Raw genomic sequence first — 15,553 nt, forward strand, 5'->3', positions numbered from 1 at the left:
GGTTCGGACTGCATCTGGAGTGTCTTATGACACCTGCCGCCCGGCTCGCCGCCGCCATCGAGATCGTCGAGACCGTCGCCAGCAGCCGCCGGCCCGTCGCCGACGTGCTGAAGGACTGGGGCCGCAGCCACCGCTTCGCCGGCTCGGGGGACCGTTCGGCGATCGGCTCGCTGGTCTATGACGGCCTGCGCCGCCGGGCTTCCAGCGCCTTCCTGATGGGCGAGGAGAGCGGCCGCGCTGTGCTGCTCGGCATGCTGAGGCTCGGGCGCGGGCTCGATGTCGAGGCCATCGCCGCGCTGTGCGACGGTTCCCGCTTCGCTCCGGCCGCGCTCTCCGAAGCCGAGCGCACTCGCCTTGAAACCGGCAGCCTCGACGATGCTCCCGCTCATGTCGCCGGTGATTATCCCGAATGGCTGGACGCCCCGCTCGCCGTGCTGTTCGGCGAGGAGCGCGCGGCGGAGGGTGCGGCTTTGGCCGAGCGCGCACCGCTCGACCTGCGCGTCAACACGCTGAAGGCGACGCCGGCGAAGGCCGCCGAGGCGCTGGCCCATCTCGACCCCACGCCCGGCCGCTGGTCGCCCCTTGCGCTGCGCATTGCGCTGGAGCCGGACGGCAAGGCCCCTCCGGTGACCGCCGAGCCGGCCTTCATCAAGGGCGAGGTCGAGATCCAGGACGAGGGCTCGCAGATCGCCGCCATCCTCGCCGCCCCGCCGCCGGGCGGGCAGGTGCTGGACCTGTGCGCCGGCGGTGGCGGCAAGACGCTGGAATGCGCCGCGCTGATGGACAATTCCGGCCAGATCTACGCTCATGATTCCGACCTGCGCCGCCTCGCGCCGATCCATGAACGGCTCGCCCGCGCCGGGGTGCGTAACGTGCAGGTGCGCTCGCCGAAGGGGGCGGCGGACGTGCTGGCCGATCTTGCCGGCCGCATGGACCTCGTGCTGGTCGACGCACCCTGTACCGGCACCGGCACCTGGCGCCGCAACCCGGACGCGAAATGGCGCATCCGGCCCGGCGCACTCGACGAACGGGTGAAGGAGCAGGCCACGATCCTCGACCGCGCGGCCGGCTTCTTGAAGCCGGGCGGCCGGCTCGCCTACATCACCTGCTCGCTGCTGGATGCGGAGAACGGCGCGCAGATCCGGGCTTTTCTCGACCGGCATCATGGCTTCGAGGTGATCCCGCCCGCCGAGACGCTGCCCGCCCTCGGCCTCGCCGGCCTCGCGCTGCGCGGCGCCGCGTTGGTGCGGCCGGAAGGCGCGATGCTGACCCCGCGCCGCACCGGGACGGATGGCTTCTTCATCAGCGTGCTGCGCCGGGCGTGAGGCGCCGGCGGCTTCGCGATGGGCCGATGGTCACCGCTCCCGACCTGCGGGAACGGGAAGGGGAGCAACGGGCGGAAGGCGTGACGGACGGGTTGGGTAGGTTTGACGACAGGCTTCGGCGGGCCCGGGCCACTGTCTTCGAATCGCGCCGCTCCCGGTCTATGCTGGCTCATTCCAGCGCCACCGGAGGCCCGTGCATGTTCCTGATCCGCCTGCTGCTGGTGCTCTTCGTCGTCGTGCTCGGCTATTGGCTCTATTACGTCTTCGCCGCCGCCGACCTCTACGACCCCATCGGCGTCGCCATCAACGAGCACATGCCCCGCACCCTGCGCGACCTGAGCTGCCGCACCCTGTTGCGGCGCCATCCCGACGCGGTGCAGGAGCCCGCCGGCTGCGAACATCTGTGGCGGGTCGAGCTGTGAGCCCGCCGCATTCCCCCGCTGCGCATCTGGCGCTGGACGCCTGCCCTGCGCCTCACTAAAAGCCCGCCATGACACACGCTGCACACATCACCGCTTCCGCCCCGACGCACGACACCATCCTCATCATCGACTTCGGCTCGCAGGTGACGCAGCTCATCGCCCGCCGGGTGCGCGAGACGGGTGTCTATTGCGAGATCCACCCCTTCCAGAACGCGGCGGCCGCTTTCGAGCGGCTGAAGCCGAAGGGCGTCATCTTTTCCGGCGGCCCGGATTCGGTGACGCGCGAGGGCAGCCCGCGGGCGCCCGAGGCGGTGTTCGAGAGCGGCGTGCCGATCCTCGGCATCTGCTACGGGCAGCAGACGCTGGCGACCCAGCTCGGCGGCCTTGTGGAAGGCGGCCACGCCGCGGAATTCGGCCGCGCCGATATCGAGGTGAAGGCCGCCAGCCCGCTCTTCGAAGGCGTCTGGGAGATCGGCGGGCGCTATCCGGTGTGGATGAGCCATGGCGACCGCGTGACGAAGCTGCCCGAGGGCTTCGCGGTTCTGGCGACCTCCGAGAACGCGCCCTTCGCCATCGCGGCGGATGAGGCGCGGGGCTACTACACCACCATGTTCCACCCCGAGGTGGTGCACACGGTGGATGGCGGCCGGCTGCTGGCGAATTTCGTGCACAACATCGTCGGACTGAAGGCCGACTGGACCATGGCCGCCTTCCGCGAGGAGGAGATCCGCCGCATCCGCGCGCAGGTCGGCACCGAGAAGGTGATCTGCGGCCTGTCGGGCGGCGTCGATTCCGCGGTGGCGGCGGTGCTGATCCACGAGGCGATCGGCGACCAGCTCACCTGCGTCTTCGTCGACCACGGCCTGCTGCGCCTCGGCGAGGCGGAGAAGGTCGTCACCCTGTTCCGCGACAGCTACAACATCCCGCTCGTCCATGTGGACGCGGAGGAGATGTTCCTGAAGGCGCTGGAGGGCGTGAGCGACCCCGAGGTGAAGCGAAAGACCATCGGCAAGCTGTTCATCGACGTGTTCGAGGCCGAAGCGAAGAAGATCGGCGGCGCCCGCTTCCTCGCCCAGGGCACGCTCTACCCGGACGTGATCGAGAGCGTGAGTTTCTCGGGCGGACCCTCGGTGACGATCAAGAGCCACCACAATGTCGGCGGCCTGCCCGAGCGCATGAACATGAAGCTGGTGGAGCCGCTGCGCGAGCTGTTCAAGGACGAGGTTCGCGTGCTCGGCCGCGAGCTCGGCCTGCCGGAGGCCTTCGTCGGCCGCCACCCGTTCCCCGGCCCCGGCCTCGCGATCCGCTGCCCCGGCGAGATCACCCGCGAGAAGCTCGACATCCTGCGCCTCGCCGACGAGATCTACCTGGAGGAGATCCGCCGCAACGGCCTCTACGACGTGATCTGGCAGGCCTTCGCCGTGATCCTGCCAGTGAAGACGGTGGGTGTGATGGGCGACTACCGGACCTATGACTACGTGGTCGCGCTGCGCGCGGTGACCTCGGTGGACGGCATGACGGCGGATTTCTACCCCTTCGACATGACCTTCCTGGCCCGCACCGCCACCCGTATCGTCAATGAGGTTAAGGGCGTCAACCGTGTGGTCTACGACGTGACCTCAAAGCCGCCGGGGACTATTGAGTGGGAGTGAATTAGGGTGGTTTCAGACCATCCCGCTCCGTGCCAGAAATCGCACGAACTCTTTGACTGACAAGGATTATTTTTCCCACCCCGTATCGCTGCGTGTCACCCCAGCCGAGCCACTTTGTTGGTACCGATGTTGGTATGGCGCAGGATGGTCGAAAAACGGGCTTCCGATACCAACAGGGCCTCTTGATGGTATCCGTTCGCCCCCGACCGGATGCGGATTTATGAGCGAACTCACTGATAAAGAACTGAAAAATCTGAAGCCGAGGGCCAAGCTCTACAAGGTGACGGACCGCGACGGGATGTACGCGGCCGTCACCCCGACCGGGGTCGTCTCGTTCCGGTATCAGTACCGGGTGAACGGGCGGCAGGAGGTCTTAACCATCGGCCGATATAGCGCCGAGGCGGCGCGCAAGCTGACACGGGCGCCCGACGTGCTGGAATACGGCATGGAGGTGTCGCTTGCGGAGGCGAGGTCGCTGCTCGCGCGTGCCCGGCGTCAGGTCGAGCGGGGAGAGTCGCCGTCGAAAGCCAAGGTGGAGAAGCGCACCGCGTCAGCCGAGGCGTTGACGTTCGGCGGGTGGGCGGAAGCCTACTTCAAGCACAAAGCCGATCCCAAGTCGGGGGCCGAGAGACTGGCCGACAGCACCCTGGCGATGCGCCGGTCTGTCTATGACCGCGCCATCGCGGGGGAGTTGTCGAAGCTCAAGCTGGGGGAGGTGACGCCGCAACGCCTCAAACATCTGTGCGACGAGGTTAAGGAGAAGCGCGGGCCAGCCGTCGCCGTGCATGTCCGCGAGGTCGTGTTGCTGGTGTTCCGCCATGCCCAGGGAAGTGGGCTGGACGTGAGCAACCCGGCCGAGTCGATCCGCACCAGCGCCATCGCCAACTTCGAGCCGCGCGAGCGCGCCTTGTCGCCATCCGAGGTCCGCGCCGTCCTGGCGGCCTTGGATCATGTGTCGGCTGCGCCCACGCTGCGCTTGGCGGTGAAGTTTGTCCTGCTGAGCGGCGTCCGCAAGTCGGAGTTCATCGACGCCACTTGGAAGGAAATCGACTTCGCCGCTGCGCGCTGGACGATCCCGGCCGAGCGCATGAAGGCCGGCAAGGCGCATGTCGTCCCACTGAGCGATCAGGCGCTCGACATTCTGACCGTGTTTCGCACCATGTTCGGCGCCAGCCGATACCTGCACCCCGGCCGATACGACAGCGACACGCCGATCAGTAACGCCACCCTCAACCGCGTGATTGACACGGTGGTAGAGCGTATCCGGGAGACTGATCCTGACTTTCAGAGCTTCGGCGTTCACGACCTGCGTCGCACGTTCTCCACCGGCCTGAACCGCGCCAAGTTCGATGATCGCTGGATTGAGATGAGCTTGGCCCACGCGCCCCGGAACCGGATCGCGGCCGTCTACAACGTGAACCGCTACCTCGCCGAGCGGAAGATCATGCTTCAGTGCTGGGCCGATATGCTCGACGCCTGGGCGAAGGGCGAATCCGCGAAAGACCTGATCGCCGACGCGAAGCGACGTGCCGCCGAGGTCCACGACGACGAATTGGATGACGATCTCTGAACTACGTGCGGCTCGCGTCCATTCTGTTGTCCCGCTCCCGGCCCTGAGTTGTTGTCGTTGGTGGCCGCCAGCCGGCGGGATCGGCGATCCAGCGGTCGATGTCGGATTCGTGCCAGCCCGCACCATTGACGCTGATCCTCATCTGAGTGGGGAACGTGCCCTCGGCGATCTTGCGGTAGATGGTGGACCGGGACAGGCCGGTGCGGGCGAGAACAGTTTTCATGCGGACGATACGGTCTGCTACGAGCATGGTTGCGCTGCCTCCTGCTGGGTGCTTCTGACATTGCAGAGACCAGACAGAGCGATGATTTGTTGTTGTGCAATAGATATTTAGTGGTCGTAGTAGCGTGGCGTGGAGGCGGCGGAAAATAGGATAGTTCTACAGTCCGATACTCCGGCCTCTGCCGAGATCGATGCCGTGGCTGAACGCGAGTTCCCGACCGAGGCTGCGGCCCGAGTCGATCCCGATACCGAGGTCTCGCTTGCGGCCTTCGAGGATGGATTCAAGCTGCGGATCGCGTTCAAGGCTCTTCGCCATGTCGCCCATCGCCGACCGCGTGGACTTATAACCGGACATGTCGCCCGCTTGGTATTGGCGCTGGCTGGCGCGGTCCAGCCTCTGCCAACTCTCCACGAAGCGATCCGCACGAATCTGCGGATCAGTGCGCAACTCGGTTTCGAGTTGAAGGGCGCGCACAGTGCGATTGACCTGGCCCGTGGCCGCTTCCGAGGCAAGCTCCGGGTTCTTCTTGTAGGCGGCTTCGGCGTCGTGCGGACCGTAGGGCCGCACCTCCTCGAAGACCTTGCGGGCTTCCTGCAATTCCTCCACCTGCTCCGGGCTGGCCCTGCCGCCTTGCTCCTGCATCTCGAAGATCGCATCCACGGCGCGGGCATGACGCACGAGCGCCTTGGTGCGGACCTTGCGCAGGGCCTCCTCCGGGTCTTCCTCCACCTTCCTTTCCGACCCTTGCTCGCTCTCGGTGGGCAGGTGCATCCCGTCGAACATGCCGCGCACCTTTTCCGGCACGACCTTGCGCACGATTTCGGCTAGGCGCTCGCGGAAGGCGATCCCGCGCCGCTCGGCATAGTCCTGCGCCGGATCGGCGCGCTCGTAATCCGACGCCATATCCTTGGCCCGGTCGCGCGACAGGGTGCGGATGAGCCGGTCCTGGTCGGCGAAGTCTTCGCGGCCGTAATGCAGGTCCATCCCGTCGCGGTGCCGCGACAGGGCGACATAGCTGCCGTGGGCGTCCAGGCCAGGCGTCGCCAGAACATGGGTGCGGTCCACCGTCATGCCCTGCGCCTTATGGATGGTCGCCGCATAGCCGTGGTCGATCCGGTCGTAATCTTTGAAGTCGAATGAGACATTGCGCCCGTCGTCGGTGCGCACGGACATAGATCGTTCGCTGACCTGCTCGACGGTCCCGAGCGTGCCGTTCTTCACGCCAAGGCCGCGCTCGTTTTGTAGGAACATGACGCGATCCCCGCCGGCGAAGCTGCGCGCGCCGCGTTCGACCGTTAGGCGGACGTCATCGCCCAAATCGCCGGCTTCCCGCATCCGTTCGCGCGCGGCCTCGTTGAGCGCGCGCACCTCGTCGTTGGTGTGGGTGAGGATGATGCGGCTCTGGTCGGGCGATGCCTGTCGGTCGCGGTCCCAGCGGTCGATCAGATCGTCGCGCGCCTGTTCCCGCGTCGGCGCGGCATGGACCATGCCGTGACCGTCATAGGCATGGATCGCGTCGCCCGTCCGGCCGGTCGCCAGATCGCGCGTGGCGTCGCGCTGCCAATCCTCCCGTTGGCGGCGCACCTCGCCGATCTCCGCGCCGCCGTGGCGTTCGTGAATGGAGCGGAACGCCGCGCCCGCCTCGATGGATTGCAACTGTTGCGGATCGCCGACCAAGACCACCTTGGCGCCCGCGTCGGCGGCATGGGACAGCACGCGCTCCAACTGGCGCGTGCCGACCATGCCGGCCTCGTCGATGACAAGTACATCGCGCGACGTGAGTGCGTCGCGGCCCTGTCCCCAACCATGTTCCATGCTGGCGATGGTGCGCGACGCGATGCCCGATCCGCTTTCCAGATTCTCGGCGGCGATGCCGGACAGCGCGACGCCCCGGACCTCATAGCCCGCCGCTTCCCAGGCTTCGCGCGCCACGCCCAGCATTGCGCTTTTTCCCGTCCCGGCGTAACCGACCACGACGCCCAGATCACGCCCGTCCGTGACATGCGCCAGCGCCTTGGCCTGCTCTCCTGAAAGCACAAGGCCGCGCGCTTCCGCACGCGCCAGCGCCGTTTCGCGATCTCTGTCGCCGACCTCATGGCGCTCCTTCTCGACCATGAGTTCGGCGGCGCGGTGCAGGCGCTGTTCAGTCTCGATCATCTCGCGGGTGGTGAAGCGGTCCTCGCCGCGTCCGTCCGCGCCGAGTTCGACCAGGTCGGGCGCGCTCCGTATTGCGCCCATGCTGGCGGTCGAAGGCCGCCACGATCTTGCCCGCATAGAGGTCGGCGAAGGACACGACCTGCATTTCGGCGAAGCCGAAGGCGTCTTCGACAGCGGGAACCACGCTCATCACGACAGGATCATAGACCGCGCCGCGAAGCACTGGCGTCACCTCGATCTTGATCTGCACGCCGCTCGCCCGAACGATCAGCTTGGTGACGATATTCTCGTCGGCGGAACGTGAAGCATTGACTCTCGCGGCGGGGATGCCCCGCTTGATTCGTTCCTTGATCCGCAGCATGGCGGCGTTGATTGACGCGAGCGATGTGGCTCGATCTTCGACCGGCAGATAGGTCAGGTCGATGTCCACGGAGAGGCGCGGCATGTCGCGCACGAACAGGTTGATCGCGGTGCCCCCTTTGAGCGCGAAAACCCGCTCCTCCGCGACGAAAGGAAGGACGCGAATGAGAAGGGCGACCTGCTGTCGATATGTGTCCAGGAAGGCCATGAACTTCACGGACCTTCAAGATCGGACGGCACGGTGATGTTGTAGCGCGGATCGAGTCTGCCGCCTTTGGCGAGGACGCGCTTGCCCGAACCCAGGTCGACGCGGGATACATCGAGCCGGGATCGCCACGCATGGCGGTGGCGGTCGGCGAAGTAGAGAAAGAGCCGCTTGACCTTCACGCTGGCGCAAGCCTCCAATAGGGCTTGCAAACGGCGCGGGCTCAGATCGCTCATCCCCGCCATCAAGGCATCGGCCTGATGGAAGCTCTCATGCTCGGGCAGTTCGTCGAGCAATTCGAGAACGGCGCGCTCCTTGCTGGAATAGCGGATGGGCAAGGTCAGGCCGCCGGCGCTGACCATGACGGGGCTTGGCTCGGGCGGTGCGTCGGCATCGCCGGGAAACAGCCGCAGGCTGTTGTGCCAGCGAAAGGTCACATCGAGCGGCAGGCTCGCCAGCCAAGTCGGCGGGCGCTTCGGCCCGTAAAGATGAACCTCGCGCATGGCTGTCGAAAGGTAATGGACGTAACCCTGCTGTTCGAGCGCGGTGCGCCCGCCAACGGCGAGCGGAAGGTCCAGCACCGTCTGGAGCGAGACGACCACCTGCTGCCAGGTGAGCGGCGTGCGCGAGCGGCGATAGACGCGCCGGGCCGGGCTATAGAGCCAGCCCGCGCGAACATACTGGCTGCGCAGCGCCGACGAGTAGCCGTGGGCCTCCATCCAGGCGGCATCGGCCAGGAGTCCCTCGGGGAGTTCCTGCTGGAGCCGGTTTAGCTTGCTGCCAGAACGCATATCCATGCTTAGCATTTTGGCGGATTTCCAAACCGATGTCGAGTTCATACTTCTTGAGATTCGCTAAGTTATGCTTAGTGTTTCATGAAATTTATAAACCGCCTTCAAGATCAATGAGAAGCTCGACCACACCGGATCGTCCTGGAAAATCCGCTTCCAGAGCGGAATTTTCAATATGATGCTGCGGCAGCCCGGCCCAACCGCCACTGCTCGCCTCAGGATGGGGCGCTACCGCTATCTTCCCTAATTTTCTCCGATCTTCTATACACTTCTCAAACCACGAGTCACGGCGGGCGCATGGCCGACGAAATCCTGACGATCCGGGAGGTGGCGGAACTTCTCAAGATCAATGAAAAGACCGCCTATAAGCTCGCCTCGGCAGGCAAGATTCCTGGCTTCAAGGTCGGCGGATCGTGGCGATTCCAGCGGCAGGAAATCGCAAACTGGATAAAGCGTAAGGTTGAGGAACAGCAGGGGGGCAGCGGGGGCGCATGACGAACGAAGCCGACACCTGCCGAAAATTCGTCGTGCCCAAGCTGCAATCCGCCGGTTGGGACAGCGAACCCCATTCCATCGCCGAGCAGCGCACCATCACGGATGGCCGCGTCATTCCCGTAGGCAAGGGCTTTGTCCGCAAGCCGCCCAAGCGGGTGGATTACCTGCTGCGCTACACGCGGGGTTTTCCGCTCGCCGTGGTCGAGGCGAAGGCCAGCTACAAATCCGCGACCGATGCCGTGCAGCAGGCCCGCGACTACGCGGAAATCCTCGGCCTCAAATACGCCTACGCCACCAACGGCGCCGAAATCATCGAGATCGACTATTTCAAAGGGACGGAAACGCGCATCGCCGACTTCCCCGCACCGGATGACCTTTGGCGGCGCTATCAGGCTGGCAGCGGAATCGACACGCCCGAGCGGGTGGAGCACCTGATCGCCCCCTACAATACGGTCGGCGGCAAGCCGCCCCGCTACTATCAACAGATCGCCATCAACCGCACGGTCGAAGCCATTCTTGCCGGAAAGAAGCGCCTGCTTCTCACGATGGCGACGGGCACCGGCAAGACCATCGTGGCCTTCCAGATTTGTTGGAAGCTCTGGTCGAGCCGCTGGAACACGACCGGGGAACATCGCAAGCCGCGCATCCTGTTCCTCGCCGACCGCAACATCCTCATCGACGACCCGAAGGACAAGACCTTCACGCCCTTCGGGGACGCGCGCCACAAGATCGAATCCGGCGAGATCGTCAAAAGCCGGGAGATGTATTTCGCCATCTACCAGGCGCTTGCAGAGGACGAGCGCCGCGCGGGGCTTTTCCGCGATTATCCGCCGGACTTCTTCGACCTCATCATCGTCGATGAATGTCACCGGGGAAGCGCGCGGGACGATAGCTCATGGCGAGTCATCCTTGAGCACTTCAAGCCCGCCTACCAGCTCGGCATGACGGCCACGCCGCTACGCGAGGACAACCGCGACACCTACCTCTATTTCGGAAACCCGATCTACGAATACAGCCTGCGCCAGGGCATCGACGACGGTTTCCTCGCGCCCTACCGCGTGCATCGCGTCGTCACCCAATGGGACGCGGCAGGCTGGCGGCCGAGCAAGGACGAGGTTGACCGCTTCGGCCGCGCGATCCCCGACGATGAATACCAGACCAAGGATTTCGAGCGATCTATCGCCTTGCGCGCCCGCACGGAGGCTATCGCCCGCCACCTGACCGACTTCCTCAAAAAGACCGACCGCTTCGCCAAGACCATCGTGTTCTGCGTCGATCAGGAACACGCCTCGGACATGCGGCAGGCGCTGGTCAACCTCAATGCCGATCTTGTGGCGCAGTATCCCGACTATGTGGCGCGCGTCACCGCCGACGAGGGCGCCATCGGGCGCGGCCACCTGTCGAAGTTCCAAGACCTCGAAACCAAAACGCCGGTGATCCTCACATCGTCGCAACTGCTGACGACCGGCGTCGATGCACCGACCTGCAAGAATGTCGTGCTGGCGCGCGTTGTCGGGTCCATGAGCGAGTTCAAGCAGATCATCGGGCGCGGCACGCGCCTACGCGATGACTACGGCAAGCTGTGGTTCAACATCCTCGACTACACCGGCTCGGCCACCCGCATGTTCGCCGACCCGGATTTCGACGGCGATCCGGCCCGGATCACGGAAGAAGAAGTCAACGACGCCGGCGAGACCACGGCGACGACGGAAATCGTCCCCGAAGGGCAGGAGCCGGAGCCCGTGCCACCGGAGGACGGCGAACCTGGCGTGATCGAACCGCCGACCGGCGAGCCGCGCAAATTCTATTTCGATGGCGGCCAGGTCGAAGTCGTGGCGCATCTGGTCCACGAGCTTGATCCGAACGGCAAGCAGCTTCGCGTCGTCAAATACACTGACTACGCCGCTGAAAGCGTCCGGTCGCTCGCGCCAACCTCCGCCGAGCTTCGCAGGCGTTGGGCCGATGCCGACCAGCGCAGCGAGATTATTGCCGCCCTGGCCGAGCGTGGCATCGACTTCGACGTGCTGGCCGAACAGACGGGCCAGACCGAGGCCGACCCCTTCGACCTGCTTTGCCATCTGGCCTTCAACGCGCCGCTTCGTACCCGGCGCGAGCGGGCGCAGCGCCTCAAATCCGAGCGCAAGGACTATTTCGAGAAATTCTCGCCCGAGGCGCGTCAGGTGCTCGACGAGCTTCTGGAAAAATACGCGGAACACGGCGACGCGCAGTTTGTCCTGCCGGACGTGCTCAAGGTTCCGCCCATCTCAACCCACGGCCAGCCCGCCGAAATCATCAAGCTGTTCGGTGGCCCCGACGAGCTTCGCCGGGCCGTAACCGACCTGCAAGGACTGCTCTATCCGCGGATCGCTCCAGGGCAGCCGATCCGCTTTGAACCGGAAGGCGGCCCCGGCCTTGCGGCCGGAGCCTTGTCGTGTCCGCCTCAGTCGCTGCGGCGACCGTTGGGGCGGGACCAGATGAGGGAGAAGTCTTCGCCGTCCTCGTCGTCGAAGAGGTTGGCGTAGATCGGAGCGTTGAAGCTCGGATCGTCGAGCTTGAGGCCCAGATAGTCGCGGCCCTCGTTGGAGCGCTTGGACCAGGCGGCGCCGATCTCGGCGCGGCCGACCAAGACCCGGTGGCTGGGGGCGTTCTCGCCGCTGGCGCGCAGGTCGGGAACGATGCGTACGCCCTTGGCCTGGACGCTGAGGGTGACGATTTCGCCGGTGAATTCGTTCGAGCCGGTCTTCTTGAAGGAGCCGATGGTCGCCATTGTAAGTCTCCGTTTTCCGTTTCGAGCCCGCACCATTGCGGTCTCGATGGCGATCGACCGGCCGGAGGCGAGCGCCGACACATCGCTTGCGACCGCAGCGAGAGCGGAGGATGGCGCAGACGCGACTTGGTTGTTTCGCGAGGAATGACGGCGCAGCCGGCAGGGGAAGAAAGTCGGGACCAGCCGTTGTGGCTCAGGCGCTCGAGGCGAAGCCGTCCTTCGGCCAGATCAGGCCATTGAAGAGGCCGTTTTGGAGCGGGTGCTGGACGGATCGTTGGCGGAGACGGTGGAGGCCCTCGCATTGGTCCCAGAGACCCGGTCCGTGATCACTGGCGGAAACATCCCTTGAACAGGCCTGCGCTGCGCATTTCACCATTCCATCAGCCCTGACGGAACGCTTCGACACTGAGGTTCCTCCGGCCACGACGTCGCTGCCGCTTCCGGCGCGCTCCACCGTTCCGCAACAGGCAGGCCCAGCCTCGGCCCGCAATTCCGCTTCCTGTCGGGCCAACCTGATGGCGTGCGCGAGAAGGCCATACGCCGTCTGGTCCCGCTCCGAATGAATGTCGGGGTTAGGTGTCGGACACATGCCCCGCCACAGGGCTGGACGCAGCCATTCCGGTGATACAGGCGAACGCGACGATGCCGACCGCGATGGCTCCGATGATCGAGAATGCGGTCTGCCATGCCTCGGACGGCATAGTGTGTTTCACGATACCATGAGTGGCATGGAAACCGGCGACCACGGCCGGGGCGACAAAGGCCGCGGCGATGAGCAGCCGCGCCCAGGTTGGACGGACGGTCGCGAGCAGCAATTGGCCGAGGCCGAAGGTAAGACCTGCGGCGACAAAACCGACAAGGATCGCGCCGAGCCATCCGGCGCCAGTGCCATAGGCCCATGTGCCTGCGGTCACGGCCGCGAAGAACGGAAGTGCGAATACCGCAAGCGTGAACAGCAGCTAGCAGAGGAAGCCGATGGCGGCGATGCTGAGAAGAATGCCGATGAAGATCATGGTGGTGACTCCGCAAATGTCAGACGGATGCGCCTCCACAACCACCATGACGCGACAGCGAGATTAGCAGAAATTCTGTCGCCGGGGGAGCGCAAGCGCGCCGCGTCCGCCGTTCGTGCGACCCTGTTTGCCTCATGAGGCGAAGGGGTCGATTTCACCGATGATGGCTTCGTCGTCGCCGTCATATTCTGCCGCCGGGGTGACGGAGAGCGTGCCGTCGCCGGCGCGGTAGATGACGATGGCGGCCATCAGGGTGGTGGCGAGGCTGAAGGCGAAGGCGTGAGCGGTTTGAAAGGACATCGACCTGGCTCCTGCTTGAGCGGAGGTCGATCCCCCGCTGACAGGCGCCCGGAGAGTTCGGCCGTTGGCCGCAATCACCGCGCAAGGCGCAGCCGGAGCGGCGGCACGCACATGCGTAGTCCGACCCTTTACGGGTTGATGGCGTCAGGCCATCGGCGGAACCAAAGGATCAGCGTCTTGAAGCGGGGGTGGTCGTCCGATCAGGAGACCATGATGCGTGTCTGCTTGCCGCAAGGGCCGTTTCTGGCGGTTTGCCCGGTCCACTCCGAATGCTGGTGGCAGGTCGTCAGCGCCCGGTTTTCCAAGGGTCGATGACCTCGACATTGGCGGCGTCGAACGCGCTGGTGTCGCGTGTGGCGACGACGAAGCCCTTGGCGGCCGCGATCGCGGCGATGTAACCGTCGGGGGTCGGGAAGCCTTTCCCGGCCGTTCGGGCTTTGACGGCGAGATTCGCGTAATGTCGCGCGGCATCTATGTCGAACGGCAGGATGCGATCGGTGAACAACTCCATCACCCCCTCGATAGCATCGGTGAGCCTGTCCTTGCGCTTGCCGTCGGGGAGCGCGCCGATACCGAACATCAGTTCGGCGATGGTGATGCTGGAGAGAAAGAGCGTTTCCGCCGCCTGCTCGTCGAGCCAGGCCCGCATGGCTTCGTCGGGCGCGGGTTTCATGGCCTCCGATACGACATTGGTGTCGAGGAGGATCATTCGAAGCTCATCGGCTTGGCGAGCGTCTTGTCGCGCGCCTGGTCGAGGGCGTCGACGTCCTCATTGGTGAGGCCGAGGCGGCGGCTGCATTCCGCGAGCGCCGTGCCAAGCCGAAGGCGCGTGTCGGGACGAACAGCCGCTTCGAGGATATCGCGCATCTCAGCCTCGGTACTGCGGCCGTGCTGGGCGGCGCGCACCTTGAGCGCGCGGTGCGTCGCGTCGGACAGGTTCCGGATCGTGACGGCTGGCATGATAGCGCCTCCTGCAAAGTTGATATCTATGATAGCAAAGTAGAGAAAGTACCATCATTTTTCAAGATGGGGCTGAAGGCGGCGCTCATGCGCCGCCCGAGCCGAACCGATAGACCGGGATGCCCATCTTGCGGGCCTTGTCGGCGAGATTGTCCTGAATGCCCGTGCCAGGGAAGATCACGACCCCGATTGGCACGACGCTGAGCATCTGATCGTTGCGTTTGAAGGGCGCCGCCTTGGCGTGCTTGGTCCAGTCGGGCTTGAAGCCGACCTGCGGCACCTTGCGGCTGTCGGCCCAGCGGGAAGCGATCTTTTCGGCGCCCTTCGGCGAGCCGTCGTGCAGCAGCACCATATCGGGGTGCTTGGCGTGGATCTGATCGAGCTTGGCCCAGATATGCTTGTGGTCGGCGGTGTCGCCACCCGAGAAGGCGATCTTCGGTCCGGCTGGCACGAGCACCTCGCTATCCGCGCGCCTCCTGGCGGCGAGGAAGTCGCGGCTGTCGATCAGCGACGCGGTGAGGTGACGATGGTTGACCCGCGATCCGGTGCGTTGCGACCAGGGTGAGCCGGTGGCGATGCGATAGCGCTCGGCGGCAGCCTCGCGGAAGCTTTCCATGTCGTCGCGGCGGTCGATCAGGTTCATGCCGATGTCGATGAGGCGCTCGAGCTGGAGGGATTTCACCTCGGAGCCGTCTTGTTCGCGCTGAAGCTGCTTTTGGACTTGCTCGTTGTCGTCGAGCTTCTGTTCGATCCGGTCCACCGCGCGGTGGAAGATGTTGACGGTCGACCAGAGCAGATCGGGGAGATCGAAATCGAGGCTCGTGTCGGTGATCGTGGCGACGAGGGCGTCGAAGATGTCGGCGACGGCGCCTGCGATGATGCGGTCTTCCGGCGGCGGGCGCTGGTCGAGTTCGTCTTCGGAAGGGCGATAGCCGTGGAGTTGCAAGTCCTGGATCAGCTGGTCGGTCGGGGATGACTCGTGGTGCGGTTCGTAGTCGTCGTGCTCGCTCATGGGATGCTCCGTCGGATTGGACCGCGACCGTCGCGGCCTTCATGGCGACGAAGCTGTCGGGCGGGACGGACCTGCACCCGGAGCGTGAGCCGAAGGGCCGAAGCGTCAGCGGAGGATGGCGAAGGCCGGCAATTTTGTTTCGCGATGGAAAGACCCGAAGGGTCGCCGGAAAATCGTCGGCAGGAGCCATTGCCGATCCGGCCCGGCTGACGGCCGATCGCTCTCTCGAAGGCCGAGGCGCGGTCCCCTTCCGATGGTGGGCGCATCCTTGTGGGCATGGCGGTTGTGCGCCGCCCTCCAG

Annotated in this window: 13 protein-coding genes and 3 pseudogenes; 6 read left to right on the plus strand and 10 right to left on the minus strand. The window is 65.3% G+C overall.

Annotated elements, in window-relative coordinates; all coding sequences use genetic code 11:
• Window positions 1-26: 26 nt before the first annotated feature.
• From MWN34_RS00170 to MWN34_RS00185, 4 genes are all read left to right on the plus strand, one after another.
• Window positions 27-1,325: an RsmB/NOP family class I SAM-dependent RNA methyltransferase gene (locus MWN34_RS00170; protein WP_247025615.1), complete on the plus strand. Its 1,299-nt coding sequence runs from the start codon at window positions 27-29 to the stop codon at window positions 1,323-1,325.
• Window positions 1,326-1,522: 197 nt separating this feature from the next.
• Window positions 1,523-1,747, plus strand: coding sequence for a hypothetical protein (locus MWN34_RS00175; RefSeq protein WP_247025616.1), 225 nt, complete (start codon window positions 1,523-1,525; stop codon window positions 1,745-1,747).
• Between the two features lie 68 nt (window positions 1,748-1,815).
• A complete protein-coding gene (guaA, locus tag MWN34_RS00180) occupies window positions 1,816-3,399 on the plus strand; it encodes a glutamine-hydrolyzing GMP synthase (RefSeq protein WP_247025617.1) in 1,584 nt (527 codons plus the stop codon).
• A gap of 220 nt (window positions 3,400-3,619) precedes the next feature.
• The gene (locus tag MWN34_RS00185; protein ID WP_247025618.1) at window positions 3,620-4,969 is read left to right on the plus strand and encodes a tyrosine-type recombinase/integrase; all 1,350 of its coding nucleotides are present in this window, start codon (window positions 3,620-3,622) and stop codon (window positions 4,967-4,969) included.
• A gap of 1 nt (window position 4,970) precedes the next feature.
• On the opposite strand, the gene MWN34_RS00190 is transcribed toward MWN34_RS00185, so the two are convergent.
• From MWN34_RS00190 to MWN34_RS00205, 4 genes and pseudogenes are all read right to left on the minus strand, one after another.
• On the minus strand, window positions 4,971-5,219 hold the full coding sequence (locus MWN34_RS00190; protein ID WP_247025619.1) for a helix-turn-helix transcriptional regulator: 249 nt from the start codon (window positions 5,217-5,219) through the stop codon (window positions 4,971-4,973).
• 129 nt (window positions 5,220-5,348) lie between these two features.
• A pseudogene (locus MWN34_RS00195) lies at window positions 5,349-7,430 on the minus strand (Ti-type conjugative transfer relaxase TraA); the annotation flags it as partial.
• Window positions 7,420-7,917: pseudogene (locus MWN34_RS00200) on the minus strand (nucleotidyl transferase AbiEii/AbiGii toxin family protein); the annotation flags it as partial. The pseudogenes MWN34_RS00200 and MWN34_RS00195, both read right to left, overlap by 11 nt.
• A 5-nt stretch (window positions 7,918-7,922) precedes the next feature.
• Entirely contained in the window at window positions 7,923-8,711 is a 789-nt protein-coding gene (locus tag MWN34_RS00205) for a type IV toxin-antitoxin system AbiEi family antitoxin (RefSeq protein WP_247026101.1), read from the minus strand.
• A 291-nt stretch (window positions 8,712-9,002) separates the two neighbouring features.
• Here MWN34_RS00205 and MWN34_RS00210 point away from each other — a divergent pair, with 291 nt between their 5' ends.
• Entirely contained in the window at window positions 9,003-9,200 is a 198-nt protein-coding gene (locus MWN34_RS00210; protein ID WP_108917397.1) for a helix-turn-helix domain-containing protein, read from the plus strand.
• Window positions 9,197-11,557, plus strand: a pseudogene (gene hsdR / locus MWN34_RS00215) (EcoAI/FtnUII family type I restriction enzme subunit R); the annotation flags it as partial. The gene MWN34_RS00210 and the pseudogene hsdR, both read left to right, overlap by 4 nt.
• Before the next feature lie 83 nt (window positions 11,558-11,640).
• Here hsdR and MWN34_RS00220 read toward each other — a convergent pair.
• The 6 genes from MWN34_RS00220 to MWN34_RS00245 form a co-directional block, all read right to left on the minus strand.
• Window positions 11,641-11,967, minus strand: a complete 327-nt coding sequence (locus MWN34_RS00220) for a DUF736 domain-containing protein (protein WP_247025621.1) — start codon at window positions 11,965-11,967, stop codon at window positions 11,641-11,643.
• Between the two features lie 572 nt (window positions 11,968-12,539).
• Window positions 12,540-12,926, minus strand: a complete 387-nt coding sequence (locus tag MWN34_RS00225; RefSeq protein ID WP_247026103.1) for a hypothetical protein — start codon at window positions 12,924-12,926, stop codon at window positions 12,540-12,542.
• A gap of 186 nt (window positions 12,927-13,112) precedes the next feature.
• Window positions 13,113-13,280 (minus strand): hypothetical protein, encoded by a 168-nt coding sequence (locus tag MWN34_RS00230; RefSeq protein WP_247025622.1) that lies wholly within the window; start codon window positions 13,278-13,280, stop codon window positions 13,113-13,115.
• Between the two features lie 286 nt (window positions 13,281-13,566).
• Window positions 13,567-13,989 carry a type II toxin-antitoxin system VapC family toxin gene (locus MWN34_RS00235; protein ID WP_247025623.1) on the minus strand — a complete coding sequence of 141 codons (423 nt, stop codon included), beginning with the start codon at window positions 13,987-13,989 and terminating at the stop codon, window positions 13,567-13,569.
• Window positions 13,986-14,240 carry a FitA-like ribbon-helix-helix domain-containing protein gene (locus MWN34_RS00240; RefSeq protein WP_247025624.1) on the minus strand — a complete coding sequence of 85 codons (255 nt, stop codon included), beginning with the start codon at window positions 14,238-14,240 and terminating at the stop codon, window positions 13,986-13,988. The genes MWN34_RS00235 and MWN34_RS00240 overlap by 4 nt, the downstream gene beginning before the upstream one ends.
• A gap of 85 nt (window positions 14,241-14,325) precedes the next feature.
• The gene (locus tag MWN34_RS00245) at window positions 14,326-15,252 is read right to left on the minus strand and encodes a DUF2493 domain-containing protein (RefSeq protein ID WP_247025625.1); all 927 of its coding nucleotides are present in this window, start codon (window positions 15,250-15,252) and stop codon (window positions 14,326-14,328) included.
• Between the last annotated feature and the right edge of the window lie 301 nt (window positions 15,253-15,553).

The sequence above is a fragment of the Ancylobacter crimeensis genome (genome assembly GCF_023016805.1).
Taxonomy (GTDB): Bacteria; Pseudomonadota; Alphaproteobacteria; order Rhizobiales; family Xanthobacteraceae; genus Ancylobacter; species Ancylobacter crimeensis.

Coding starts and splice junctions, on each gene's coding strand:
- MWN34_RS00235 (WP_247025623.1), bottom strand. CDS start 13,989: ATGATCCTCCTCGACACCAATGTCGTATCGGAGGCCATGAAACCCGCG.
- MWN34_RS00220 (WP_247025621.1), bottom strand. CDS start 11,967: ATGGCGACCATCGGCTCCTTCAAGAAGACCGGCTCGAACGAATTCACC.
- MWN34_RS00170 (WP_247025615.1), top strand. CDS start 27: ATGACACCTGCCGCCCGGCTCGCCGCCGCCATCGAGATCGTCGAGACC.
- MWN34_RS00205 (WP_247026101.1), bottom strand. CDS start 8,711: ATGGATATGCGTTCTGGCAGCAAGCTAAACCGGCTCCAGCAGGAACTC.
- MWN34_RS00185 (WP_247025618.1), top strand. CDS start 3,620: ATGAGCGAACTCACTGATAAAGAACTGAAAAATCTGAAGCCGAGGGCC.
- MWN34_RS00230 (WP_247025622.1), bottom strand. CDS start 13,280: ATGTCCTTTCAAACCGCTCACGCCTTCGCCTTCAGCCTCGCCACCACC.
- MWN34_RS00210 (WP_108917397.1), top strand. CDS start 9,003: ATGGCCGACGAAATCCTGACGATCCGGGAGGTGGCGGAACTTCTCAAG.
- MWN34_RS00240 (WP_247025624.1), bottom strand. CDS start 14,240: ATGCCAGCCGTCACGATCCGGAACCTGTCCGACGCGACGCACCGCGCG.
- MWN34_RS00190 (WP_247025619.1), bottom strand. CDS start 5,219: ATGCTCGTAGCAGACCGTATCGTCCGCATGAAAACTGTTCTCGCCCGC.
- guaA (WP_247025617.1), top strand. CDS start 1,816: ATGACACACGCTGCACACATCACCGCTTCCGCCCCGACGCACGACACC.
- MWN34_RS00245 (WP_247025625.1), bottom strand. CDS start 15,252: ATGAGCGAGCACGACGACTACGAACCGCACCACGAGTCATCCCCGACC.
- MWN34_RS00175 (WP_247025616.1), top strand. CDS start 1,523: ATGTTCCTGATCCGCCTGCTGCTGGTGCTCTTCGTCGTCGTGCTCGGC.